We start from the raw sequence: 22339 nt of genomic DNA on the forward strand, positions 1-22339 counted from the left end.
TGCCGGCAGTTTATCAGAGCTGCCAGCACAAGCCTGTACCGTCCAGACCACCTCCCCTATAATTCGCGACCACTGAACGCACAGTCATGTGACGGGTCGAAGCACCAGTCACTGAACCAGGAGAGTTTCATGCTGCGCTTTATCGTTCCCACCGCTGCCATTCTGCTAGCGTCGTCCTTCAGTGCTCAGGCTGCGTCTTTGAGTGAGCAGAATCTCAACCGAGAGCTGCGCAACGTTGCCGCTCAAAGCAGCGTCGGCACGCCACGGGCGATCAACGAAGATATTCTCGACCAGGGTTATACCGCTGAAGGCAATGTATTGATCAACCACTTGAGCGTGCAAAGCAGCCACGCCGAGAAGATGCGATCTGACCCGAAAGCGGTGTACTTCCAGCTGGGCGCCTCTGTCTGCCGGAATCCGGGATTCCGCAAGCTGATGGCCAAGGGGGCGGTCATGCGCTACGACTTTACCGAGGTGAAAACCAATCGCGCTGTCGGCTCCGCCAGCTTCCAGGAATCGGATTGCCCGAAAGCGACTCAGAAGAAAAAGTAATCAACGCGAGTTCTCGCGCCGCTGCTCATCCTCGGCGCGCAGCTCTGCCACCAGTGCCTGCAGATACCGTGACTGTCGCTCGGCTCCCGCGAGGCGCCGGCAACACTCCTCCTCAAGACTCAGATGATTGGTCTCGGCTGATAATTTCAGCAATCGATACAGTTGCGTATCGATCTCCAGAATGACTCTGGCCATCGTGTGACGCCTCCCTGCCCTTCGCCGTTGATTGCGCGATAAATCCTTTGAACTGCCTGTACCGAGCGTCTTGCTCTGGACGCAAAAGTCTGGTGACACCTCTGTCATTTAGTAAATCAGAGTAACGGACGCTCAGCTCGCGTTCAGACGAGCGGTGAAATCACTTTGCAAATCCTCAATAAGCGGTTGCCAGGAAAGACATTGCGGCGCAATGATCAATTCAGCGCAACTGATCGCGAGGGACTAGATTTAACGTATCCACCTTTATATTTGAGGGCCGAAAAGGAGCAGCCCGTTGTGCGTTTTGTTGCGAAGGTTTTTTTCATTCATCGAAAAAAACACAGCCTGTATGCAAGGAGAAGCTGAATGCCTTACCAACCGAATGACCTCCTTAGCCGTCATTTTGCAGAAGGCGGCCACGACCTCACCAGCAAGGTCGAAGAACAACTCAACCTGGTTTCACCCAACAGCCCGAACATACCGATTTACCGTGACATGATCCTCACCGTGCTGCGTATGGCTCAGGAAGATCACAATCGCTGGAATGCCAAAATAACCCTGCAAGCCCTGCGCGAACTGGAGCATGCCTTCCGAGTGCTTGAACCGTTCAAGGGTCGACGCAAAGTGACTGTGTACGGCTCTGCCCGAACGCCAATCGAACACCCTCTTTATGGCCTGGCTCGAGAGCTCGGTGCAGCATTGGCGCGCTCGGACATGATGGTGATCACAGGTGCTGGCGGCGGCATCATGGCGGCAGCCCACGAAGGTGCCGGCCTGGAACATAGCCTGGGATTCAATATCACGCTGCCTTTCGAGCAGCACGCCAACCCGACGGTACAAGGCACGGCCAACCTGCTGTCCTTCCATTTCTTCTTTACCCGCAAGTTGTTCTTCGTCAAGGAAGCCAATGCACTGGTTCTTTGTCCTGGAGGATTTGGCACGCTGGACGAGGCGCTGGAAGTGCTGACGCTGATTCAGACCGGTAAAAGCCCGCTGGTGCCAGTAATACTGCTGGACACGCCAGGAGGTAAATTCTGGCAAGGTGCGCTGGATTTCATTCACCACCAGCTGGAGGAAAATCGCTACATTCTGCCCACGGACATGAAGCTGGTGAGCCTGGTTTACAGCGCTGAAGAGGCGGTGGAGCAGATCAACCAGTTCTACAGCAACTTCCACTCCAGCCGCTGGCTCAAGCACCAGTTCGTTATTCGCATGAATCATAAACTCAGCGATCAGGCCCTTGGGCACATGCAGGAGGCATTTGCCGACCTGTGCCTGAGCGACCATTTCCATCAGCATGTTTACAGTGGCGAAGAACACGACGAAGAACAGTTCAGCCATTTGGCGAGACTGGCCTTTACCTTTAATGCACGTGATCACGGACGTCTGCGGGAACTGGTGGACTACATCAACCTGCCGGAAAACTGGGCCCAGACAAAACCGCAGGCGCAACAGCGCGCGCGTGAGCCTTCCAAGGTGATATGAGACAAAAAAATGGCCCGTTATCGAAATAACGGGCCATTTAGTTTAATCATCCATTGCTCGACCACTGAACAACCGGCCGATCATTTCCATGGAATATCCGCGATAACTCAGGAACCTGCCCTGTTTGGCACGTTCTCGCGCATCAATCGGCAAATGCCCGGAGAACTTGCGTCGCCAGGTGTCTTCCAACTGTGCCTGCCAACTGATACCGCTCTCGCGTATAGCAAGTTCGATATCAGTACGTTGCAAGCCGCGCTGACTCAACTCTTCTCGAATACGCAAAGGGCCGTATCCGGATCGGGCTCGGTAGGAAACGAAACTTTCGAGGTAACGGGCTTCGGATAACAAGCCCTCCTCCGTCAAACGGTCGAGTGCGATGTCGATCATTTCAGGGAGAGCGCCGCGCTGACGCAGTTTACGCGTCAGCTCGACTCGACCGTGCTCGCGTCGCGCGAGCAGGTCCATTGCAGTTCGCCGCACCGCGACGAGTGTATCGAGTACGGCGGTCATCAGATCATTCAGATATCAGCGTCTGCCAGGTCATCAGCAGTCTCTTTGACTGGCGATGCTTTAACGTCCGGCGCTGGAGTCAGCAGTTTGTCACGCAGTTGCTTCTCAAGCGTCGCGGCGATGTCCGGATTATCTGCCAGGTATTTCGCCGAGTTGGCTTTACCCTGACCGATTTTGGTGCCGTTGTAGGCATACCAGGCACCGGATTTTTCAACAAAACCGTGCAGAACGCCCAGGTCGATCATCTCGCCATTGAGATAGATGCCTTTGCCGTAAAGAATCTGGAACTCAGCCTGACGGAACGGCGAAGCCACTTTGTTCTTCACAACTTTGACGCGGGTTTCGCTACCAACGACTTCGTCACCTTCCTTCACCGCGCCAGTACGACGGATGTCCAGTCGAACCGAAGCGTAGAACTTCAGCGCGTTACCACCGGTGGTGGTTTCCGGGCTGCCGAACATCACACCGATTTTCATACGGATCTGGTTGATGAAGATAACCAGGCAGTTGGCGTTTTTGATGTTACCGGTGATTTTACGCAGCGCCTGGGACATCAAGCGGGCTTGCAGGCCCACGTGCATATCACCCATTTCGCCTTCGATTTCAGCCTTTGGAACCAGAGCAGCCACGGAGTCGACGATAATCACGTCAACCGCGTTGGAACGCACCAGCATGTCGGTGATTTCCAGAGCTTGCTCACCGGTGTCCGGCTGGGAAACCAGCAGGTCATCGACGTTGACGCCCAGTTTGCCGGCGTACTCAGGGTCGAGGGCGTGTTCGGCGTCAACGAATGCGCAGGTCGCGCCGGCTTTTTGAGCCTGGGCGATCACCGACAGTGTCAGCGTAGTTTTACCGGAGGATTCAGGACCGTAGATTTCAACGATACGACCTTTTGGCAGACCGCCAATGCCGAGCGCGATGTCCAGCCCCAGAGAGCCAGTGGAGATAGCCGGGATCGCCTGACGGTCTTGATCGCCCATACGCATTACGGCACCCTTGCCGAATTGACGTTCGATCTGACCCAGGGCCGCAGCCAAGGCTTTCTTCTTGTTGTCGTCCATTAAAGTCCTCACGTAATCAATAAGGCCTGACGGCCAACACCTGTATAAGTAGACAGTATTATTCCACAGCGATTCAGGATCGCCTACCCCTGATTTGAGATTTCTAAAGCAGCGTGGCGCAGCAGCCCCTCTAGCGCGGCCTTCACCGTTTGTCGGCGGACCTCGTCACGGCTTCCAGGAAAGTACTGAACCTCGCTGAATGACTGCTCTCCGACACCCCAGGCCAGCCAAACCGTGCCGACCGGCTTGTTCGGGGAACCGCCATCGGGACCCGCCACACCACTGACCGCCACCGCAAAACGCGCCCGGCTTTTAACCTGTGCGCCTTTTACCATGGCCTCGACCACCTCGCGACTGACCGCCCCGACGGTCGAAAACAGCTCGTCAGGAACACCCAGTTGCTCGGTTTTCTGACGGTTGGAATAAGTGACATAGCCGGCCTCAAACCACGCCGAGCTCCCCGGTATCCGGGTGATTGCCTCCGCAATCCCGCCACCGGTGCAGGATTCGGCGGTAGTGACGTGGGCATTGAGAACCTGCAAGCGTCTGCCGAGTTCAGCGGCGAGCTGGGTGATTTCTTTCACGGTCATCTCCTGATCGGGCGGAATGAGAACCACCGTACACGAGCAGATTGCGCTTGCAAGGCACAGCATCAATCAAAATGTGAAGAAGAAGAGAGAGCCTGAATGCCTCGCCCGGCTTTCATGCCTGCGTCGAGCGGACCGCACATGGTAACCTTGCGCCCATCGCGGAAAAGCCGGGCCCCCGCCCCTCCTTTGCCCTACACCTTTCAACGAATTTGCCTGATTATCCGATGAATAAAGCGCTCTCCGATCTGTCCTCCCACACGCCAATGATGCAGCAATACTGGCGCCTGAAGAACCAGCACCCCGACCAGCTGATGTTCTACCGCATGGGCGACTTCTACGAGATCTTTTATGAAGACGCGAAGAAGGCCGCCAAGCTGCTGGACATCACTCTGACAGCCCGTGGGCAGTCTGCGGGGCAGGCCATTCCGATGTGTGGAATTCCTTACCACGCGGCAGAAGGCTATCTGGCGAAACTGGTGAAACTCGGCGAGTCGGTGGTGATTTGCGAACAAGTCGGCGACCCGGCTACCAGCAAAGGCCCCGTCGATCGACAAGTGGTGCGCATCATCACACCGGGTACGGTCAGCGACGAGGCACTGCTGGATGAGCGCCGCGACAACCTGATTGCCGCGGTACTGGGTGACGAACGTTTGTTCGGCCTGGCGGTACTGGACATCACCAGTGGCAATTTCACGGTGCTGGAAATCAAAGGCTGGGAGAACCTGCTGGCTGAACTGGAACGAGTGAATCCGGTAGAGCTGATGATCCCGGATGACTGGCCAAAGGATTTGCCGGCGGAGAAGCGTCGCGGGGTTCGTCGCCGTGCACCGTGGGATTTCGAACGTGACTCGGCGCTGAAAAGCTTGTGCCAGCAGTTCTCCACCCAGGACCTGAAAGGCTTCGGCTGCGAGAACCTGACCCTGGCAATCGGTGCTGCCGGCTGCCTGTTGAGCTACGCCAAGGAAACCCAGCGCACGGCCTTGCCTCATTTGCGCAGCCTGCGTCACGAACGACTGGACGACACCGTCGTGCTGGATGGCGCGAGCCGTCGCAACCTGGAACTGGACACTAACCTGGCGGGTGGGCGCGACAACACTTTGCAGTCGGTGGTGGACCGCTGCCAGACCGCCATGGGCAGCCGCCTTCTGACTCGCTGGCTGAACCGCCCGCTTCGCGATCTGACCGTATTGCTGGCGCGCCAGACTTCGATCACCTGCCTGCTCGACGGCTACCGTTTTGAAAAGCTGCAACCGCAGCTCAAGGAAATCGGCGACATCGAGCGGATTCTGGCGCGTATCGGACTGCGCAATGCCCGCCCTCGAGACCTTGCCCGCCTGCGGGACGCACTCGGTGCCTTGCCTGAACTGCAAGTAGCGATGACCGAGCTTGAGGCGCCACACATCATTCAATTGGCCAACACCACCAGCACCTATCCGGAACTGGCGGCACTGCTGGAAAAAGCCATCATCGACAACCCACCTGCGGTCATCCGTGATGGCGGTGTGTTGAAAACTGGCTATGACAGTGAACTCGATGACCTGCAATCGCTCAGCGAGAATGCCGGACAATTCCTGATTGATCTCGAAGCACGCGAGAAAGCACGCACGGGATTGTCGCACCTGAAGGTGGGCTACAACCGCATTCATGGTTACTTCATCGAACTGCCGAGCAAGCAAGCCGAATCAGCGCCGGCAGATTACATTCGGCGCCAGACACTCAAGGGCGCCGAACGCTTCATCACCCCGGAGCTGAAGGCGTTCGAAGACAAGGCGCTGTCAGCCAAGAGTCGCGCACTGGCTCGCGAGAAAATGCTTTACGAAGCACTACTTGAAGACCTGATCGCACAACTCCCGCCCCTGCAAGACACTGCCGCCGCACTTGCCGAGCTGGATGTGCTGAGCAACCTCGCCGAGCGAGCGCTGAATCTGGACCTGAACTGCCCGCGCTTTGTCGAAGAGCCGTGCATGCGCATCAGCCAGGGACGTCACCCGGTTGTCGAGCAGGTACTGACCACGCCGTTCGTGGCCAATGACCTGAGCCTCGATGACAACACTCGCATGCTCGTGATCACGGGTCCGAACATGGGTGGTAAATCCACTTACATGCGCCAGACTGCGTTAATCGTGTTGCTGGCCCACATTGGCAGTTTTGTCCCGGCAGCCAGTTGTGAGTTGTCGCTGGTGGACCGCATTTTCACGCGTATCGGCTCCAGCGATGATCTCGCCGGTGGGCGCTCGACCTTCATGGTCGAAATGAGCGAAACCGCGAACATTCTGCACAATGCGACCGAGCGTAGCCTGGTACTGATGGACGAAGTCGGTCGCGGCACCAGCACGTTTGACGGTTTGTCCCTGGCGTGGGCAGCAGCTGAGCGCCTGGCGTATCTGCGGGCTTATACATTGTTTGCCACCCACTACTTTGAGCTGACGGTGCTACCCGAGGCCCAGCCATTGGTGGCCAACGTGCACCTCAATGCCACTGAGCACAACGAACGTATCGTGTTCCTGCACCACGTTCTGCCTGGCCCTGCGAGTCAGAGCTATGGCCTGGCTGTTGCGCAACTGGCTGGCGTGCCGAGCGAAGTGATCGTGCGTGCCCGCGAACACCTTGGCCGCCTGGAAGCGACCGCGCTGCCACATGAAGTTCCAAAGCCAGCCAAAGGCAGACCGGCCGCGCCGCTACAGAGCGATATGTTCGCCAGTCTTCCGCACCCGGTGCTGGATGAGCTGGCCAAAATTGATCTGGATGACCTGACACCCCGTAAAGCTCTCGAAATGCTCTATGCACTAAAGACACGGATCTAACGCAGTTGCTTGCAAGCTGTTAGAATCTCGCGCGGTTTGGGATGCTGCAGGCTACAGCCTGGCCTGCAGACTATCGCTCCCAAACCCGGCGACCCCAACGTGAAGGGGCTCCGCTGCCGCCGCCTGAGGAGAAAATTAGAAATGACCTTCGTCGTCACCGACAACTGCATCAAGTGCAAGTACACCGACTGCGTAGAAGTCTGTCCGGTGGACTGCTTTTACGAAGGCCCGAACTTCCTGGTGATTCACCCGGATGAGTGCATCGACTGCGCATTGTGCGAACCAGAATGCCCTGCTGTGGCCATCTTCTCCGAAGATGAAGTCCCGGAAGACATGCAGCAATTTATTCAGCTGAACGTTGAGCTGGCGGAAATCTGGCCCAACATCACCGAGAAGAAAGAATCGATGCCCGATGCCGAAGAGTGGGATGGCGTCAAAGGCAAGATCAAAGATCTCGAACGCTGATTCCCCCGCGTTCTCGAAAAGGCCCCTTGTGGGCCTTTTTGCTTTTCTGCAGGCAAAAAAAAGGGGCGGTTTGACCCGCCCACATTTTTTCCCTAGTCCCTGTATTCCTTTTTCATCATCCTGATGAATCGCTCCTGCGATTTCCTTTCCCTTCATCCTGGAAGGGTGTGTCTATCCGTTGACACACGTTGGATATTAGCGAGTTCCCGGTCGACGGCAATCACTCCCCAATGTAGCTCGGGGACATTAAAAGGAGACGATAAAAATAATTATCTTTTAAATTCAACTAGATAGTTTGAGCAATGGAAGTGCACGGCCGATTGGCAGGGTGTAAAAATAACGAACACTTACGAAAAGAGTAAGCGAAGACTTACAACAGCAGACTCAAATCCGGGGTTATTCCTCACCGGACTGCAGCCAACAAAAAGCCCCGAACCAGTCGGGGCTTTTTGCTGCTTACCTGGCGAAACGCTTACTGAAACAGCGACTCGCTCGATAAGCCATTTTTCTCCAGGATCTCCCGAAGACGCTTCAGACCTTCAACCTGTATCTGTCTGACCCGCTCACGAGTCAGGCCGATTTCCAGGCCCACATCTTCAAGGGTGCTGCTCTCATGTCCGCGTAGACCGAAGCGCCGAATAACCACTTCGCGCTGCTTGTCGGTCAGCTCTGAGAGCCATTGATCGATGCTTTGTGAAAGGTCGTCGTCCTGCAGGAGTTCGCAGGGATCAGTAGGACGGTCATCAGTAAGCGTGTCCAGCAGGGTCTTGTCCGAATCCGGCCCCAGCGAGACATCGACCGAAGAAACCCGCTCGTTCAAGCCCAGCATGCGCTTGACCTCGCCCACCGGTTTTTCCAGCAGGTTGGCAATTTCTTCGGGGGAAGGTTCATGGTCGAGCTTTTGCGTAAGCTCGCGTGCAGCCCGAAGGTATACGTTCAGCTCTTTGACCACATGTATCGGCAACCGGATGGTCCGGGTCTGATTCATGATTGCGCGCTCGATGGTCTGACGGATCCACCAGGTAGCGTAGGTCGAAAAGCGAAAGCCTCGCTCAGGGTCGAACTTTTCCACCGCCCGGATAAGCCCGAGGTTGCCCTCTTCGATCAGGTCCAACAGCGACAGCCCACGATTAACGTAACGCCGGGCGATTTTCACCACCAGCCGCAGGTTACTTTCAATCATGCGTTTGCGCCCGGCCGGATCCCCACTTTGCGACAAACGCGCAAAATGAACTTCTTCTTCGGGGGATAACAGAGGGGAAAAGCCGATTTCGTTGAGATACAACTGCGTGGCATCAAGTGCACGCGTGTAGTCAATATACTTGTGTTGCTTTAGCGAGGCGGAGTGTTTGGATTTGGCACGAACGGAAGGTGGAGCAGCCCCTTCATCATTCGACATCGAATCCGTGCCGACGCCGGTCTCCATCAGGAGAACCTCATCGTCGATGTCAAACTCCGGCACTTCTTTACTGAGAGCCATTGTTATAGTCCTTTGGTGAGTTCGACCTCAAGCTCAAGCGGCGCCCTTATCCTTGGCAACGCTGGAGCCTGTTCCCTCTACGTGACGGAACAGGCTGGTAACAAATCAACGACGAGGCAGGAATTGCAGCGGATCTACTGGTTTACCTTGCCGGCGAATCTCAAAATGCAGTTTCACCCGGTCTGTACCCGTTGACCCCATTTCGGCAATTGTCTGTCCGACCTTGACCTGCTGCCCCTCCCGAACCAACAGCCTGCGGTTATGTCCGTAGGCACTGACGTAGGTATCGCTGTGTTTGATGATGACTAATTCGCCGTAGCCCCTTAAGCCACTCCCGGCGTATACCACCGTCCCATCAGACGCAGCTAAAACAGGCTGTCCCAAATCCCCGGCGATATCAATTCCTTTATTCAAACTGCCGTTTGAAGAGAATTTTCCAATCAGAATGCCATTAGATGGCCATCCCCAGCCGGTCGGGGCTGGGCCCGCAGGCGGTAGCGGAGCAGGTGCAGGCTTATTGGCGACGGACGGTACAACCACCGCTGTTCCCGCTGCTGCACCGTTTACAGGCCGACGAAAGACTGTGGTTTTACTCGATGATGACGGTGTTGAACTGGATGAACTGGCAACCGCTTTCGGTGTTGAACCGGTGCGCCCGTCAAAGCGAATTGTCTGACCCGGATGGATCGTATAGGGCGCAGGAATATTGTTTCGTGCGGCCAGGGCTTTGTAGTCCCAGCCATAGCGAAAGGCGATCGAGAACATCGTATCTTTGGGGCGTACGACGTACTGACCTGTGGTCACTGCCGGACGCTGAGCGGCTGCTTTGTTCCGATCGACGACGCGTACGTCACTGGATTTATTGCTGGAACAACCGACCAGCAAGGTGCTCAAGACAAGGCCAGTCACCAGGCGCTGAAAGCTCGTTATACCCATTCGCTGCGCAATGACTGTGAGACTCACCCGCCGCTCCCTTTGTGGTGGCTGAAAATTTGAATTGCCGTATCCGGCTCAAGTGTCGCAAGTATAACGGGCCGCGCCGGGTTTACCTTTAATGACGCGAGGCACACGTTTGCTAACCGACGTTGAATCCCGTTTAAAACTGGTGTTGCCGCTGTAAGACAGGGGCAAACGAATAGAATTCATCGCGTTGAAACAAATGCTCAGGCCAGTGGCCCATTCAGCAAAGGAACGAAACGAACGGCCCCCAGGACATGCCTGGAAAAACCCTGCTCTTCACGGATGATCAGCATCAGTTGTTGAACCTCGCCAGAACCCACCGGTATCACCAGCCGGCCACCCGGCGCGAGTTGATCGAGCAGCGCCTGTGGCACATCAGTCGCCACCGCCGTCACGATGATGCCGTTGTACGGCGCCAGTGCTGGCCAGCCCTCCCAGCCATCACCCCAGCGAAACACGACGTTTCGCAAGTTCAGTTCGACCAGCCGCTCCTTGGCCCGGTCTTGCAAGACCTTGATGCGTTCTACCGAGAAGACCCGCTCGACCAGTTGCGAAAGTACCGCGGTCTGATAGCCCGAACCGGTGCCGATCTCCATTACCTTGTCCAAAGGCCCCGCTTCCAGTAGCAACTCGCTCATGCGAGCCACCATGTAGGGCTGGGAAATGGTCTGGTTATGTCCGATCGGCAGCGCCGTATCTTCGTAAGCGCGATGGGCCAGAGCCTCGTCGACGAACAGGTGTCTCGGTGTACGGCGAATAACCTCCAGCACTTTGGCATTGGAAAGGCCCTCGTCATAGAGGCGCTGAATCAGGCGCTCGCGGGTACGCTGGGAGGTCATCCCGATGCCGCGACGCAGAATGTCGTCGTGTTCACGGGCCATCAGCGCAAACCCTCCAGCCAGCCATCGAGACTTCTGAAGGCATCATTGAAGGTTCGATCCAGTTGCAGCGGCGTTATCGAAACATAGCCCTGCATCACCGCATGGAAATCGGTTCCCGGGCCGCCGTCTTCCGCGTCGCCGGCTGCAGCGATCCAGTAACCGGATTTGCCACGGGGGTCTACCACCTTCATCGGAGCAGCGGCACGAGCGCGATGCCCGAGGCGGGTCAGCTGAATTCCGCGGATATGATCCAGCGGCAAGTTGGGAATGTTCACGTTCAGCACCGTTCGCGGGGGTAACTCAAGATCAGCATGGGCTTCTACCAGCTTGCGAACAAAGTAAGCCGCTGTGGGAAGATTCTCCACCTGCCGTGAGACCAGCGAAAATGCGAACGAAGGACGTTCCAGAAAGCGTCCTTCCAGAGCAGCCGCCACCGTGCCGGAATACAGCACATCATCGCCCAGGTTAGCGCCCAGGTTGATGCCGGAAACCACCATGTCCGGTTGACGCTCCAGCAAGCCATTCAAGCCCAGATGCACGCAATCAGTGGGGGTGCCATTGATGCTGATAAAGCCATTGGCGAGCGTTTGAGGATGCAACGGACGGTCGAGCGTCAGCGAGCTGCTGGCGCCGCTTTTGTCCTGGTCCGGGGCGATAACCACGCATTCGGTGTAATCCGCCAGCGCAGCATAAAGCGCGGCAAGACCGGGTGCGGTTACCCCATCGTCGTTAGAAATCAGAATACGCATGGGCTGTCCGTCTGCCCCACCGGCACCAGATCGACAAGCTCGCGCACCAATACGGTGGCGAAGCATCCGGCCGGCAGGACGAATTCCAGTTGCAGAATGTCAGGCTCGGGATAATGCCACGTCAACCCACCAATGGGCAGTCGAAGGATACGACGTTCGTGGCTCATTCCGGCGTTAACCAACCAATCGCGCAAGTCTGCTTCGCGAGTGGCGATTGCCTGCTCCAGTTCATGGACAACACCAGTGGCCGGTGAGTCACCTTCGCCCCACTGTGGACCCGTCGGGTGCAAATCCAGAATCGCCAGACGCGGATCACTGCACTCTGCTTCACCTGCCGGAAAAAAACTGCGACTGTCGGTGAATGCCAACAGATCGCCGACCTGCGCACGGTCCCAGCTACCCTCAGCGACGCGTGCCGCCAGCACTTGGTTAAACAGGAAACTGCGCGCGGTAGAGAGCAAACGAGAACGAACGTTGCGTTGTTCCGGCAACGCCTTGCGCGCGGCCCAGGACCGGGCGTCCACCACGTTACCGCCGTCGAACCCGAATCGCTGGGCGCCGAAATAATTGGGGACACCTTGTTTAACGATCAGCTGCAAACGCTCTTCAATCGCTTCTTTGTCGCCAGCGAACTGGGTCAGGCGCAACGTAAAACCGTTGGCTGAATGAGCCCCGCGTTGCAACTTGCGCTTATGCCTACCGGTCTTGAGGATTTTGAGGGTGTCGTTTTCGGCTGCCGACAAATCAGGATCCGCCTTGCCTGGCAGTTGCACGCTGAACCATTGGCGAGTCAACGCCTGACGATCCTTGAGTCCCGCGTAACTGACAGTGCGCAATGGAACACCTGCAGCCTTGGCGATCCGCCGGGCCGCTTCCTCGGTGTTCAAACCGCGCTTCTCTACCCAGATCCACAAATGTTCACCATCGCCACTGAGGGGGATGTTAAGCACTTCATCAACCTGGAAATCTTCCGCGGTGGCTTTCAATACAGCGGTGCCGAGCGCTTCACCATAGGCCCGCGGGCCAAGCAATTGCAGTTCGTTCATGCGCGCAGCAACAAGGCAACGGCGTGCACGGCAATGCCTTCTTCGCGACCGACAAAGCCAAGCTTTTCGGTGGTGGTAGCTTTCACGTTCACTTGATCCAACTCAACTTGAAGATCCGCAGCAATCAGCGCGCGCATCGATTCGATATGCGGGGCCATTTTTGGCGCCTGGGCGACGATGGTGTTATCGACGTTGCCGATTTTCCAGCCCTTGGCATGGATCAATGCAACGACGTGACGCAACAGCACTCGACTGTCGGCGCCCTTGAAAGTAGGGTCGGTGTCCGGGAAATGCTTGCCTATATCACCGAGCGCGGCAGCGCCGAGCAACGCATCGCTCAAGGCGTGCAGCAGGACGTCACCGTCGGAGTGAGCGAGCAGCCCGAAGCCGTGTGCAATGCGCACGCCGCCCAGAGTAATGAAATCGCCTTCAGCGAAACGATGCACATCATAGCCGTGGCCAATACGCATAAAAAAACGCCCCGATTTTTGTCAGGGCGTGATTCTACCTGCATTAGACGAGGGGGTGCTCTCAATTAGTGCCCCCTGCACAACTGCAGGCCCGCAGCGGTGGGAAAACTAACCGGGAGCCCTTCCCAGGGCGCGGCCGTGATGCTGCAGGTGGTCATCGATGAAACTGGCGATGAAGAAATAGCTGTGGTCGTAGCCGGGTTGCAGGCGCAACGTCAGCGGATGTCCGGCCAGTTTAGTCGCCTGTTGCAAGGCTTCAGGCTTGAGCTGGGTAGCCAGGAAGTCGTCGCGATCGCCTTGATCAACCAGCAGCGGCAGCTTCTCGTCGGCCTCGGCAATCAATGCACAGGCATCCCATTCGCGCCATTTCGAGCGGTCTTCTCCCAGGTAGCGGGAAAAGGCCTTCTGACCCCACGGGCAATCCATCGGGTTGTTGATTGGCGAAAACGCCGACACCGACAAATAACGTCCAGGATTACGCAATGCGCAAACCAGCGCACCGTGGCCGCCCATCGAGTGGCCGCTGATACCGCGCTTGTCCGACGCAGGGAAATGGGCTTCGACCAATGCCGGCAATTCCTGCACGACGTAGTCATGCATCCGATAGTGCCGGGACCAGGGTTCCTGTGTGGCATTCAGATAAAAACCCGCACCAAGACCGAAGTCCCACGCCCCATCCGAATCTCCCGGCACATCCGCACCCCGAGGACTGGTGTCCGGGGCGACGATGATCAGGCCCAGCTCGGCCGCCATGCGCATGGCGCCGGCCTTTTGCATGAAGTTCTCATCGGTGCAGGTCAGGCCGGACAACCAATACAAGACCGGCAGTTTTCCGCCCAGCTCCGCTTGTGGCGGCAGGTATACAGCAAACACCATGTCGCAGCCGAGCACGTCGGAACGATGCTTGTAACGTTTGTGCCAGCCACCAAAGCTCTTCTGGCAGGAGATATTTTCCAGGCTCATGAGCGACCTCAGAAATGGATGACCGAGCGGATGCTCTTGCCTTCGTGCATCAGGTCGAATGCCTTGTTGATATCTTCCAGGCCCATGGTGTGGGTAATGAAGGTATCCAGCGGGATCTCACCGGTCTCAGCCATTTCCACATAACTTGGCAATTCGGTACGACCTCGCACGCCACCGAACGCCGAACCGCGCCAGACGCGACCGGTGACCAGCTGGAATGGACGGGTAGAAATTTCCTGGCCTGCACCGGCCACGCCGATAATGACGGACTCGCCCCAGCCTTTATGGCAGCACTCGAGTGCTGCACGCATCAGCTGGACATTGCCGATGCATTCGAAGGAAAAGTCGACGCCGCCATCGGTCATGTCAACGATGACTTCCTGAATCGGACGGTCGAAATCTTTCGGATTGACGCATTCGGTTGCACCGAGCTGTTTGGCGATTTCGAACTTGGCCGGGTTGATGTCGATGGCAATGATCCGTGCCGCTTTGGCTTTGGCCGCACCGATGACCGCAGAGAGACCGATGCCACCAAGGCCGAAGATCGCGACGGTATCACCTGGTTTTACTTTGGCGGTATTGAGCACCGCGCCGATGCCGGTGGTGACACCGCAACCGAGCAGGCAGACTTTTTCCAGTGGTGCTTCTTTAGGAATCTTGGCGACGGAGATTTCCGGCAACACGGTGTATTCGGAGAAAGTCGAGGTGCCCATGTAATGGAAAATCGGTTGGCCCTTGTAGGAAAAACGCGACGTGCCATCTGGCATCAAGCCTTTGCCCTGGGTCGCACGAATGGCCTGGCACAGGTTGGTTTTACCTGACAGGCAGAATTTGCACTGGCGGCATTCCGGGGTGTACAGCGGAATCACATGATCGCCCACAGCGACCGACGTCACGCCCTCACCAATGGCTTCCACCACTGCGCCGCCTTCGTGACCCAGAATCGACGGGAAGATGCCTTCAGGATCAGCACCGGACAAGGTGTAAGCGTCGGTATGGCAGACACCGGACGCAACTACACGCAAGAGAACTTCACCGGCCTTCGGCATGGCGACATCAACTTCGACGATCTCGAGGGGCTTCTTGGCTTCGAAAGCTACGGCGGCGCGCGACTTGATCATGTGCTTCTCCAGTGAATAAAAACGAGAGGGGGAGTGTAATACACTGCTTAACGATGAATAATCCGGACAAAAGCAAAACATTATTGCCACACAGGGATAATCGCGAATGTCGGAAAATCGCTGGGAAGGTATCGACGAATTCGTCGCAGTCGCCGAGAACAGCCAGTTCACCGCAGCTGCGGAACGTCTGGGGGTCTCGTCTTCCCATATCAGTCGACAAATAGCACGCCTTGAAGAACGCCTTCAAACTCGCCTGCTTTACCGCAGTACCCGTCGGGTAACGCTGACCGAGGCTGGGCAAACCTTCCTGCAACATTGCCAACGTCTGCAGGATGGACGCGAAGAAGCATTGAGAGCGGTCGGCGACCTGACCAGCGAGCCCAAGGGCATGCTGCGCATGACCTGCGCGGTAGCGTATGGCGAACGATTCATCGTACCGCTGGTAACCCGGTTCATGGGGCTTTATCCGCAGTTGCGTATCGACATCGAATTGAGCAATCGACAGCTCGACCTGGTGCATGAAGGCCTGGACCTGGCGATCCGGCTGGGTCGACTGCAGGATTCTCGATTGGTCGCCACTCGGCTGGCGCCAAGGCGCATGTACTTGTGCGCGTCGCCGTCCTACCTGGAACGCTACGGTCGCCCACACAGCCTGTCGGAGTTAAGCCGGCATAACTGCCTTGTCGGCAGTACTGACCTGTGGCAACTGGAGCAGAATGGGCGGGAATTTTCCCAACGGGTACAGGGAAACTGGCGTTGCAACAGTGGGCAGGCGGTATTGGATGCTGCGCTACAGGGAGTGGGCTTGTGTCAGTTGCCGGATTATTACGTGCTGGAGCACCTGAAAAATGGTGAGCTGGTTTCACTGTTGGAAACCCATCAGCCGCCAAATACGGCCGTGTGGGCGCTTTATCCACAGCAACGGCATTTGTCGCCGAAAGTGCGCAAGTTGGTGGATTACTTAAAGGAAGGGTTGGCCGACCGGCCGGAGTATCGAAGCTGATGCACATCATTGCCGGATTTGTTGTCTGATCCACCGCTATCGCGAGCAGTACACAGCCAACGAGTCATTCAGCGGCGATTGGCCCAACGCTGACGCAACCATTCGAGGTCTTCCGGACGCGTGACCTTGAGGTTGTCGGATCGACCTTCGATAAGGCGCGGTGCCAGCCCCGCCCACTCCATCGCCGAAGCTTCATCGGTTATAACCGCGTCGGCCACCAGGCTATCAGCCAGCGCCCGATGCAATGCGCCCAGGCGAAACATCTGCGGCGTGTAGGCTTGCCAGATCACGCTGCGATCTACGGTTTCGACAACTCGACCATGCTTGTCGACCCGTTTCAAGGTATCGCGTGCCGGAATCGCCAGCAGCCCACCAACCGGATCGTCAGCCAGTTCACTCAGCAACTTGTCCAGATCATCACGGCTCAGGTTCGGTCGGGCAGCATCGTGAACCAGCACCCAATCCTCATCTTCAGCACCTAGCGCATGCAGATGCAAAAGCGCATTGAGCACAGACCCGGATCGTTCGGCACCGCCCTCCACTCGTTGAATACGAGCGTCGCCAGCACACGCCAGGTTTGGCCAGTAAGGATCATCAACAGCAAGACTGACCACCAACCCTTTCAGGGAAGGGTGATCAAGGAAACAGCCGAGGCTGTGTTCGAGAATAGTGCGCCCGCCCAATTGCAAATACTGCTTGGGACGGTCTGCAGCCATACGGGCACCAATGCCCGCAGCAGGAACGACGGCCCAGAAGGCCGGCAACAACGTGTTCATTGAGCCAATTGGTAAAGGGTTTCACCGTCCTTGACCATGCCCAACTCATGGCGAGCCCGCTCTTCGACGGTCTCCATGCCTTTTTTCAACTCACTGACTTCAGCGTCCATGACCCGATTGCGCTCCAGCAATCCTTCGTTCTCAGCATGCTGATCCGCAATCTGCTGAGTCAGCTCGGCCACTTGCGCCAGACTGCCATTACCCACCCAAAGGCGGTATTGCAGGCCAGCCAGCAGCAGGAGCAAGACGAGGAACAACCAATTGGGACTGCGCATCGAATATCGGGTTTCCAGTGAAAAAGACAGCCATGCCAAAACGTGAAGCTTCTGATAGCACGAAGCCTGGAAGACCCAGGCTTGTGCTAGTAAGGCATCAGATTAGTGGCAAATCCATCGCTGTAGCGATTTTTCCGACACAATCCGGTGTCTTTTTTTCTATTTGCCAATCAGCCGCGGAACTCGCTGCGACCGTTGTACTTGGCTTTGCCGTTCAACTGCTCTTCGATACGCAGCAGTTGGTTGTACTTGGAGACGCGATCGGAACGGCACAGAGAGCCGGTTTTGATCTGGCCAGCCGAGGTGCCCACAGCCAGGTCGGCAATGGTCGAATCTTCGGTTTCGCCGGAGCGGTGCGAGATTACGGCGGTGTAACCAGCGGCCTTGGCCATCTGGATGGCTTCCAGGGTTTCGGTCAGGGTGCCGATCTGGTTGAACTTGATCAGGATCGAGTTGGCGATCTTCTTATCGATGCCTTCTTTCAGGATCTTGGTGTTGGTTACGAACAGGTCGTCACCTACCAGTTGGACTTTCTCGCCGATCTTGTCGGTGAGGATTTTCCAGCCAGCCCAGTCGGACTCGTCCAGACCGTCTTCGATCGAGATGATCGGGTAACGCTCGGTCAGACCTTTCAGGTAGTCGGCGAAACCTTCGGCGGTGAACACCTGGCCTTCGCCGGACAGGTTGTATTTACCGTCTTCGTAGAACTCGCTTGCCGCGCAGTCCAGCGCCAGGGTCACGTCGGTGCCCAGGGTGTAACCGGCGTTGGCCACGGCTTCGGAGATCACTTTCAAAGCGTCTTCGTTGGAAGCCAGGTTAGGTGCGAAACCACCTTCGTCACCGACGGCAGTGCTCAGGCCACGGGCCTTCAGAACGGCTTTGAGGTGATGGAAAATCTCGGTGCCCATGCGCAGACCTTCCGAGAAAGACTTGGCGCCAACTGGCTGAACCATGAATTCCTGGATGTCGACGTTGTTATCGGCGTGCTCGCCACCGTTGATGATGTTCATCATCGGAACCGGCATCGAGTAAACACCCGGGGTGCCGTTCAGGTTGGCAATGTGAGCGTACAGCGGCAGGTCCTGGTCCTGAGCTGCTGCCTTGGCCGCGGCCAGGGAAACGGCGAGGATTGCGTTAGCACCCAGGGAGCCTTTGTTTTCAGTACCGTCGAGCTTGATCATCGCGTGATCCAGCGCCTTCTGGTCGCTTGGGTCCATACCTTTCAACAGGTCGCGAATCGGACCGTTGATGTTGGCGACGGCTTTGAGCACGCCTTTACCCAGGTAACGGCTCTTGTCGCCATCACGCAGCTCGAGCGCTTCACGCGAGCCAGTGGAAGCACCGGACGGCGCGCAAGCACTGCCGATGATGCCGTTATCGAGAAGCACGTCCGCTTCCACGGTGGGGTTGCCACGGGAGTCGAGAACTTCACGACCTTTGATGTCGACGATTTTTGCCATTGTTGTAAACACTCCAAAGTTGACGAAAACGACGCAGCTAGAGGAAAACTTTTACCGTCGGCAAGTGGTGTACAGCGGGCAGACTTGCGGACGATAACGCTCAGACCCGAGGGCCTGAGCATTAAATCGTGCGGTACTTTACCGGAGAATTGAGGCTTACGCGGTTTCTACCGTCGGAAAACTCTTCACCAGTTCGTCCAACGCTTTGAGCTGGGCCAGGAATGGCTCCAGTTTGTCCAGACGCAAGGCGCAAGGGCCGTCGCATTTGGCGTTGTCCGGGTCCGGGTGGGCTTCGAGGAACAAACCGGCCAGCGACTGGCTGATGCCGGCCTTGGCCAGGTCGGTCACCTGGGCGCGACGGCCGCCAGCGGAGTCGGAACGACCGCCAGGCATTTGCAGCGCATGGGTCACGTCGAAGAATACCGGGTATTCGAACTGCTTCATGATGCCGAAGCCGAGCATGTCGACGACCAGGTTGTTGTAGCCGAAGCTCGAACCACGTTCGCAGAGAATCAACTGATCATTACCCGCTTCCACGCACTTGTTCAGGATGTGTTTCATCTCCTGAGGGGCGAGGAACTGGGCTTTCTTGATGTTGATCACGGCACCGGTCTTGGCCATCGCGACCACAAGGTCGGTCTGGCGCGACAGGAAGGCCGGCAACTGAATGATGTCGCAGACCTCGGCAACGACCGCAGCCTGGTCAGGCTCGTGGACGTCGGTGATGATCGGCACGCCGAACGCTTGCTTGATGTCTTGGAAGATCCGCATGCCTTCTTCCAGGCCCGGACCACGGTAAGAAGTCACAGAAGAACGGTTGGCTTTGTCGAAGCTGGCCTTGAACACGTAAGGGATACCAAGTTTCTCGGTAACCTTCACGTACTCTTCGCAGACCTGCATCGCCATGTCGCGGCTTTCCAGCACGTTCATGCCACCGAACAGCACCATTGGCTTGTCGTTGGCAATTTCGATGTCGCCTACGCGGATGATCTTCTGTGCCATCAGGTTTACGCCTTCTTCTGGTGTTGAGCCAAAGCAGCTTTGACGAAACCGCTGAACAACGGGTGACCATCGCGCGGCGTCGAAGTGAACTCAGGGTGGAACTGGCAAGCGACGAACCAAGGATGATCCGGTGCTTCAACCACTTCGACCAGCGCACCGTCACCGGAGCGACCGGAGATTTTCAGGCCGGCCTCGATCAGTTGCGGCAACAGGTTGTTGTTCACTTCATAGCGATGACGATGACGCTCGACGATCACGTCCTTGGCATAGCAATCGTGCACCAGGGAGCCGGCTTCCAGCAGGCAGTCCTGAGCGCCGAGGCGCATGGTACCGCCCAGGTCGGATGCTTCGGTACGGATTTCAACAGCGCCGGTGGCATCTTCCCACTCGGTGATCAGGCCCACGACCGGATGGCCGCTGGCACGATCGAACTCGGTGGAGTTGGCGTCTTTCCAGCCCAGCACGTTACGAGCGAACTCGATAACAGCCACTTGCATACCCAGGCAGATACCCAGGTACGGCACCTTGTTTTCACGAGCATATTGAACGGCGGTGATCTTGCCTTCCACGCCACGCAGGCCGAAACCGCCCGGTACGAGGATTGCGTCTACGCCTTCCAGCAGCGCGGTGCCCTGGTTTTCGATGTCTTCGGAGTCGATGTAGCGCAGGTTGACCTTGGTACGGTTGCTGATGCCGGCGTGACTCATCGCTTCGATCAGCGACTTGTAGGCGTCCAGCAGCTCCATGTACTTGCCGACCATGGCGATGGTGACTTCATGCTCAGGGTTGAGCTTGGCGTCGACCACGGCTTCCCACTCGGAAAGATCAGCACCGCCACATTGCAGGCCGAAACGCTCGACGACAAAATCATCCAGGCCCTGGGAATGCAGGATGCCCGGGATCTTGTAGATGGTGTCGGCGTCTTCCAGCGCGATTACCGCACGTTCTTCAACGTTGGTGAATTGCGCGATCTTGCGACGCGAGGAGATATCGATCGGGTGATCAGAGCGGCAGACCAGCACGTCTGGCTGCAGGCCGATGGAACGCAGTTCCTTGACCGAGTGCTGGGTAGGCTTGGTTTTGGTTTCGCCAGCGGTGGCGATGTACGGTACCAACGTCAGGTGCATCAGCATCGCGCGCTTGGCGCCGACTTCGAAACGCAATTGACGGATGGCTTCAAGGAACGGTTGCGACTCGATATCGCCCACGGTGCCGCCGATCTCGACCATGGCCACGTCGGCATCGCCGGCGCCCTTGATGATCCGGCGCTTGATTTCGTCGGTGATGTGCGGAATCACCTGGATGGTTGCACCCAGGTAATCACCACGGCGCTCTTTGCGCAGGACGTGTTCGTAAACGCGGCCAGTGGTGAAGTTGTTGTTCTGGGTCATGGTCGTGCGGATGAACCGCTCGTAGTGGCCCAGGTCCAGGTCGGTCTCGGCGCCGTCGTGGGTGACGAACACTTCACCGTGCTGGAACGGGCTCATGGTGCCCGGGTCGACGTTGATGTACGGGTCCAGCTTCAGCATGGTGACCTTAAGTCCCCGCGCCTCCAGGATCGCCGCCAATGAAGCCGATGCAATGCCTTTCCCCAATGAAGAAACAACACCGCCCGTGACGAATATGTAGCGCGTCATGAAAAACCCTAGAAGTCTGCGTTAAAGCGGTCCGAGCCGCCGGGGAAAGCGAAGGAAGGCCGAAGCCCCCGATCACCTGCATTAATCACAGTGCACCTTTCAAAAAAACCGCCGCGTTGGGACAGACCGGAAGATGAAACACCGGTACGTTGCTCGCTACACATTTTTTGGAATCGCCCAGCAAAGACTGCTTGGTAATCGGCAACTCCTGCAATTCAGGCGAATCCACAGAAGTTGTATCAAGAAGGGAGCGTAGTCTACCGGAAAGCCCCTTTCAGCTCAAACCTTGATCTTCGCTCAATGGGGCCCAATGCAAATGCCAGCCTTCGCGCTCGCTGCCACTTAAACCCCGCAGGTTCGCCACCGCCAGCAATTGCCCGCCTCGGTAGAGCAGCGGCAATCTGCCACGGACGAAGCCAGGAACACCCCTCTCGTTGAGCAAGCGCTTCAGATCACGATGCCCCCGATCCTGCAGAGCCATGACTTCTCCTCCCTCACGATAGCGGATTTGCAGCGGGCCACCGGGCTTTTGACCGCTGAAACTGAGCACACCGTTTTCCGGCAGCACCAGCGGTTGCGAGGGATCGCGCCACTCACCTGCGTCAGGCGCAGGGCGTAGCCAGCCGCCGGACAACCACCAGATCCGTGCGCCAGCCCGGTGCAGCTCACCCTCTGCCAGGCGCCAGATCGGGCGGGCATCGGCCGCGGCATCTCGCAGATCGTCCCAACCCGACCAGTGGTCGCTGTCCGGTAGCCGGGTCAGCGTGACGAGCCAATGGCTGAGTGCGTTGCGCTGGCGAGCAGCAGAAAGTACTGCCAGCGGCGCCAACGCCAATGACGGCACGCCCAGCCAG

23 protein-coding genes are annotated in these 22339 nt (G+C 57.2%); 5 read left to right on the plus strand and 18 right to left on the minus strand.

Features of this window, described 5'->3' with window-relative positions:
• Window positions 1-129: 129 nt before the first annotated feature.
• Entirely contained in the window at window positions 130-552 is a 423-nt protein-coding gene (locus tag GBC55_RS20460) for a PA3611 family quorum-sensing-regulated virulence factor (protein WP_162439098.1), read from the plus strand.
• On the opposite strand, the gene GBC55_RS20465 is transcribed toward GBC55_RS20460, so the two are convergent.
• Window positions 553-747: a hypothetical protein gene (locus GBC55_RS20465; RefSeq protein WP_162439099.1), complete on the minus strand. Its 195-nt coding sequence runs from the start codon at window positions 745-747 to the stop codon at window positions 553-555.
• Window positions 748-1113: 366 nt separating this feature from the next.
• Between GBC55_RS20465 and GBC55_RS20470 the strand changes: the two genes are divergently transcribed.
• On the plus strand, window positions 1114-2232 hold the full coding sequence (locus GBC55_RS20470) for a TIGR00730 family Rossman fold protein (protein WP_162439100.1): 1119 nt from the start codon (window positions 1114-1116) through the stop codon (window positions 2230-2232).
• A 42-nt stretch (window positions 2233-2274) separates the two neighbouring features.
• On the opposite strand, the gene recX is transcribed toward GBC55_RS20470, so the two are convergent.
• The 3 genes from recX to GBC55_RS20485 form a co-directional block, all read right to left on the minus strand.
• Window positions 2275-2742, minus strand: coding sequence for a recombination regulator RecX (recX, locus tag GBC55_RS20475; protein ID WP_162439101.1), 468 nt, complete (start codon window positions 2740-2742; stop codon window positions 2275-2277).
• An 8-nt stretch (window positions 2743-2750) separates the two neighbouring features.
• Window positions 2751-3803: a recombinase RecA gene (recA, locus tag GBC55_RS20480; RefSeq protein ID WP_162439102.1), complete on the minus strand. Its 1053-nt coding sequence runs from the start codon at window positions 3801-3803 to the stop codon at window positions 2751-2753.
• Between the two features lie 83 nt (window positions 3804-3886).
• A complete protein-coding gene (locus GBC55_RS20485) occupies window positions 3887-4393 on the minus strand; it encodes a CinA family protein (protein ID WP_162439103.1) in 507 nt (168 codons plus the stop codon).
• Window positions 4394-4617: 224 nt separating this feature from the next.
• Between GBC55_RS20485 and mutS the strand changes: the two genes are divergently transcribed.
• Together mutS and fdxA are read left to right on the plus strand one after the other, a co-directional pair.
• The gene (gene mutS / locus GBC55_RS20490; protein WP_162439104.1) at window positions 4618-7197 is read left to right on the plus strand and encodes a DNA mismatch repair protein MutS; all 2580 of its coding nucleotides are present in this window, start codon (window positions 4618-4620) and stop codon (window positions 7195-7197) included.
• A gap of 141 nt (window positions 7198-7338) precedes the next feature.
• Window positions 7339-7662 carry a ferredoxin FdxA gene (fdxA, locus tag GBC55_RS20495; protein ID WP_128872800.1) on the plus strand — a complete coding sequence of 108 codons (324 nt, stop codon included), beginning with the start codon at window positions 7339-7341 and terminating at the stop codon, window positions 7660-7662.
• A 472-nt stretch (window positions 7663-8134) separates the two neighbouring features.
• Here the strand turns inward: fdxA and rpoS are convergent, their stop codons facing one another.
• From rpoS to GBC55_RS20535, 8 genes are all read right to left on the minus strand, one after another.
• Complete coding sequence (gene rpoS / locus GBC55_RS20500; RefSeq protein ID WP_162439105.1) at window positions 8135-9142, minus strand: RNA polymerase sigma factor RpoS; 1008 nt, start codon at window positions 9140-9142, stop codon at window positions 8135-8137.
• Between the two features lie 105 nt (window positions 9143-9247).
• A complete protein-coding gene (locus GBC55_RS20505) occupies window positions 9248-10105 on the minus strand; it encodes a peptidoglycan DD-metalloendopeptidase family protein (RefSeq protein WP_162439106.1) in 858 nt (285 codons plus the stop codon).
• Window positions 10106-10305: 200 nt separating this feature from the next.
• Complete coding sequence (locus GBC55_RS20510; RefSeq protein ID WP_178114317.1) at window positions 10306-10941, minus strand: protein-L-isoaspartate(D-aspartate) O-methyltransferase; 636 nt, start codon at window positions 10939-10941, stop codon at window positions 10306-10308.
• Window positions 10942-10982: 41 nt separating this feature from the next.
• Window positions 10983-11732, minus strand: a complete 750-nt coding sequence (surE, locus tag GBC55_RS20515; RefSeq protein WP_162439108.1) for a 5'/3'-nucleotidase SurE — start codon at window positions 11730-11732, stop codon at window positions 10983-10985.
• Entirely contained in the window at window positions 11720-12778 is a 1059-nt protein-coding gene (truD, locus tag GBC55_RS20520) for a tRNA pseudouridine(13) synthase TruD (RefSeq protein WP_162439109.1), read from the minus strand. The genes surE and truD overlap by 13 nt, the downstream gene beginning before the upstream one ends.
• Window positions 12775-13248, minus strand: coding sequence for a 2-C-methyl-D-erythritol 2,4-cyclodiphosphate synthase (gene ispF / locus GBC55_RS20525; protein ID WP_162439110.1), 474 nt, complete (start codon window positions 13246-13248; stop codon window positions 12775-12777). Before ispF ends, truD begins: the two co-directional genes overlap by 4 nt.
• A gap of 108 nt (window positions 13249-13356) precedes the next feature.
• Window positions 13357-14211 carry an S-formylglutathione hydrolase gene (fghA, locus tag GBC55_RS20530; RefSeq protein ID WP_162439111.1) on the minus strand — a complete coding sequence of 285 codons (855 nt, stop codon included), beginning with the start codon at window positions 14209-14211 and terminating at the stop codon, window positions 13357-13359.
• A gap of 8 nt (window positions 14212-14219) precedes the next feature.
• Complete coding sequence (locus GBC55_RS20535) at window positions 14220-15332, minus strand: S-(hydroxymethyl)glutathione dehydrogenase/class III alcohol dehydrogenase (protein ID WP_054616002.1); 1113 nt, start codon at window positions 15330-15332, stop codon at window positions 14220-14222.
• 106 nt (window positions 15333-15438) lie between these two features.
• On the opposite strand from GBC55_RS20535, the gene GBC55_RS20540 reads away from it, so the two are divergent.
• Complete coding sequence (locus GBC55_RS20540; RefSeq protein WP_162439112.1) at window positions 15439-16335, plus strand: LysR substrate-binding domain-containing protein; 897 nt, start codon at window positions 15439-15441, stop codon at window positions 16333-16335.
• Between the two features lie 68 nt (window positions 16336-16403).
• On the opposite strand, the gene ispD is transcribed toward GBC55_RS20540, so the two are convergent.
• From ispD to tilS, 6 genes are all read right to left on the minus strand, one after another.
• The gene (gene ispD / locus GBC55_RS20545; RefSeq protein WP_162439113.1) at window positions 16404-17111 is read right to left on the minus strand and encodes a 2-C-methyl-D-erythritol 4-phosphate cytidylyltransferase; all 708 of its coding nucleotides are present in this window, start codon (window positions 17109-17111) and stop codon (window positions 16404-16406) included.
• Window positions 17108-17386, minus strand: coding sequence for a cell division protein FtsB (ftsB, locus tag GBC55_RS20550; protein WP_008028992.1), 279 nt, complete (start codon window positions 17384-17386; stop codon window positions 17108-17110). Before ftsB ends, ispD begins: the two co-directional genes overlap by 4 nt.
• A gap of 170 nt (window positions 17387-17556) precedes the next feature.
• Window positions 17557-18846 (minus strand): phosphopyruvate hydratase, encoded by a 1290-nt coding sequence (eno, locus tag GBC55_RS20555; protein ID WP_162439114.1) that lies wholly within the window; start codon window positions 18844-18846, stop codon window positions 17557-17559.
• A gap of 156 nt (window positions 18847-19002) precedes the next feature.
• The gene (gene kdsA, locus GBC55_RS20560) at window positions 19003-19848 is read right to left on the minus strand and encodes a 3-deoxy-8-phosphooctulonate synthase (protein WP_162439115.1); all 846 of its coding nucleotides are present in this window, start codon (window positions 19846-19848) and stop codon (window positions 19003-19005) included.
• A 5-nt stretch (window positions 19849-19853) separates the two neighbouring features.
• Window positions 19854-21485, minus strand: a complete 1632-nt coding sequence (locus GBC55_RS20565; protein ID WP_162439116.1) for a CTP synthase — start codon at window positions 21483-21485, stop codon at window positions 19854-19856.
• Between the two features lie 274 nt (window positions 21486-21759).
• On the minus strand, window positions 21760-22339 hold a 580-nt coding region (gene tilS, locus GBC55_RS20570), incomplete at its 5' end, for a tRNA lysidine(34) synthetase TilS (RefSeq protein WP_247266961.1).

Source organism: Pseudomonas sp. TNT3 (assembly GCF_010095445.2).
In the GTDB taxonomy this organism is placed as follows: Bacteria; Pseudomonadota; Gammaproteobacteria; order Pseudomonadales; family Pseudomonadaceae; genus Aquipseudomonas.

Coding starts and splice junctions, on each gene's coding strand:
- GBC55_RS20470 (WP_162439100.1), top strand. CDS start 1,114: ATGCCTTACCAACCGAATGACCTCCTTAGCCGTCATTTTGCAGAAGGC.
- ispD (WP_162439113.1), bottom strand. CDS start 17,111: ATGAACACGTTGTTGCCGGCCTTCTGGGCCGTCGTTCCTGCTGCGGGC.
- GBC55_RS20465 (WP_162439099.1), bottom strand. CDS start 747: ATGGCCAGAGTCATTCTGGAGATCGATACGCAACTGTATCGATTGCTG.
- GBC55_RS20460 (WP_162439098.1), top strand. CDS start 130: ATGCTGCGCTTTATCGTTCCCACCGCTGCCATTCTGCTAGCGTCGTCC.
- ispF (WP_162439110.1), bottom strand. CDS start 13,248: ATGCGTATTGGCCACGGCTATGATGTGCATCGTTTCGCTGAAGGCGAT.
- surE (WP_162439108.1), bottom strand. CDS start 11,732: ATGCGTATTCTGATTTCTAACGACGATGGGGTAACCGCACCCGGTCTT.
- GBC55_RS20485 (WP_162439103.1), bottom strand. CDS start 4,393: ATGACCGTGAAAGAAATCACCCAGCTCGCCGCTGAACTCGGCAGACGC.
- ftsB (WP_008028992.1), bottom strand. CDS start 17,386: ATGCGCAGTCCCAATTGGTTGTTCCTCGTCTTGCTCCTGCTGCTGGCT.
- rpoS (WP_162439105.1), bottom strand. CDS start 9,142: ATGGCTCTCAGTAAAGAAGTGCCGGAGTTTGACATCGACGATGAGGTT.
- fghA (WP_162439111.1), bottom strand. CDS start 14,211: ATGAGCCTGGAAAATATCTCCTGCCAGAAGAGCTTTGGTGGCTGGCAC.
- GBC55_RS20565 (WP_162439116.1), bottom strand. CDS start 21,485: ATGACGCGCTACATATTCGTCACGGGCGGTGTTGTTTCTTCATTGGGG.
- mutS (WP_162439104.1), top strand. CDS start 4,618: ATGAATAAAGCGCTCTCCGATCTGTCCTCCCACACGCCAATGATGCAG.
- fdxA (WP_128872800.1), top strand. CDS start 7,339: ATGACCTTCGTCGTCACCGACAACTGCATCAAGTGCAAGTACACCGAC.
- GBC55_RS20510 (WP_178114317.1), bottom strand. CDS start 10,941: ATGACCTCCCAGCGTACCCGCGAGCGCCTGATTCAGCGCCTCTATGAC.
- recX (WP_162439101.1), bottom strand. CDS start 2,742: ATGACCGCCGTACTCGATACACTCGTCGCGGTGCGGCGAACTGCAATG.
- GBC55_RS20535 (WP_054616002.1), bottom strand. CDS start 15,332: ATGATCAAGTCGCGCGCCGCCGTAGCTTTCGAAGCCAAGAAGCCCCTC.
- kdsA (WP_162439115.1), bottom strand. CDS start 19,848: ATGGCACAGAAGATCATCCGCGTAGGCGACATCGAAATTGCCAACGAC.
- GBC55_RS20540 (WP_162439112.1), top strand. CDS start 15,439: ATGTCGGAAAATCGCTGGGAAGGTATCGACGAATTCGTCGCAGTCGCC.
- recA (WP_162439102.1), bottom strand. CDS start 3,803: ATGGACGACAACAAGAAGAAAGCCTTGGCTGCGGCCCTGGGTCAGATC.
- eno (WP_162439114.1), bottom strand. CDS start 18,846: ATGGCAAAAATCGTCGACATCAAAGGTCGTGAAGTTCTCGACTCCCGT.
- truD (WP_162439109.1), bottom strand. CDS start 12,778: ATGAACGAACTGCAATTGCTTGGCCCGCGGGCCTATGGTGAAGCGCTC.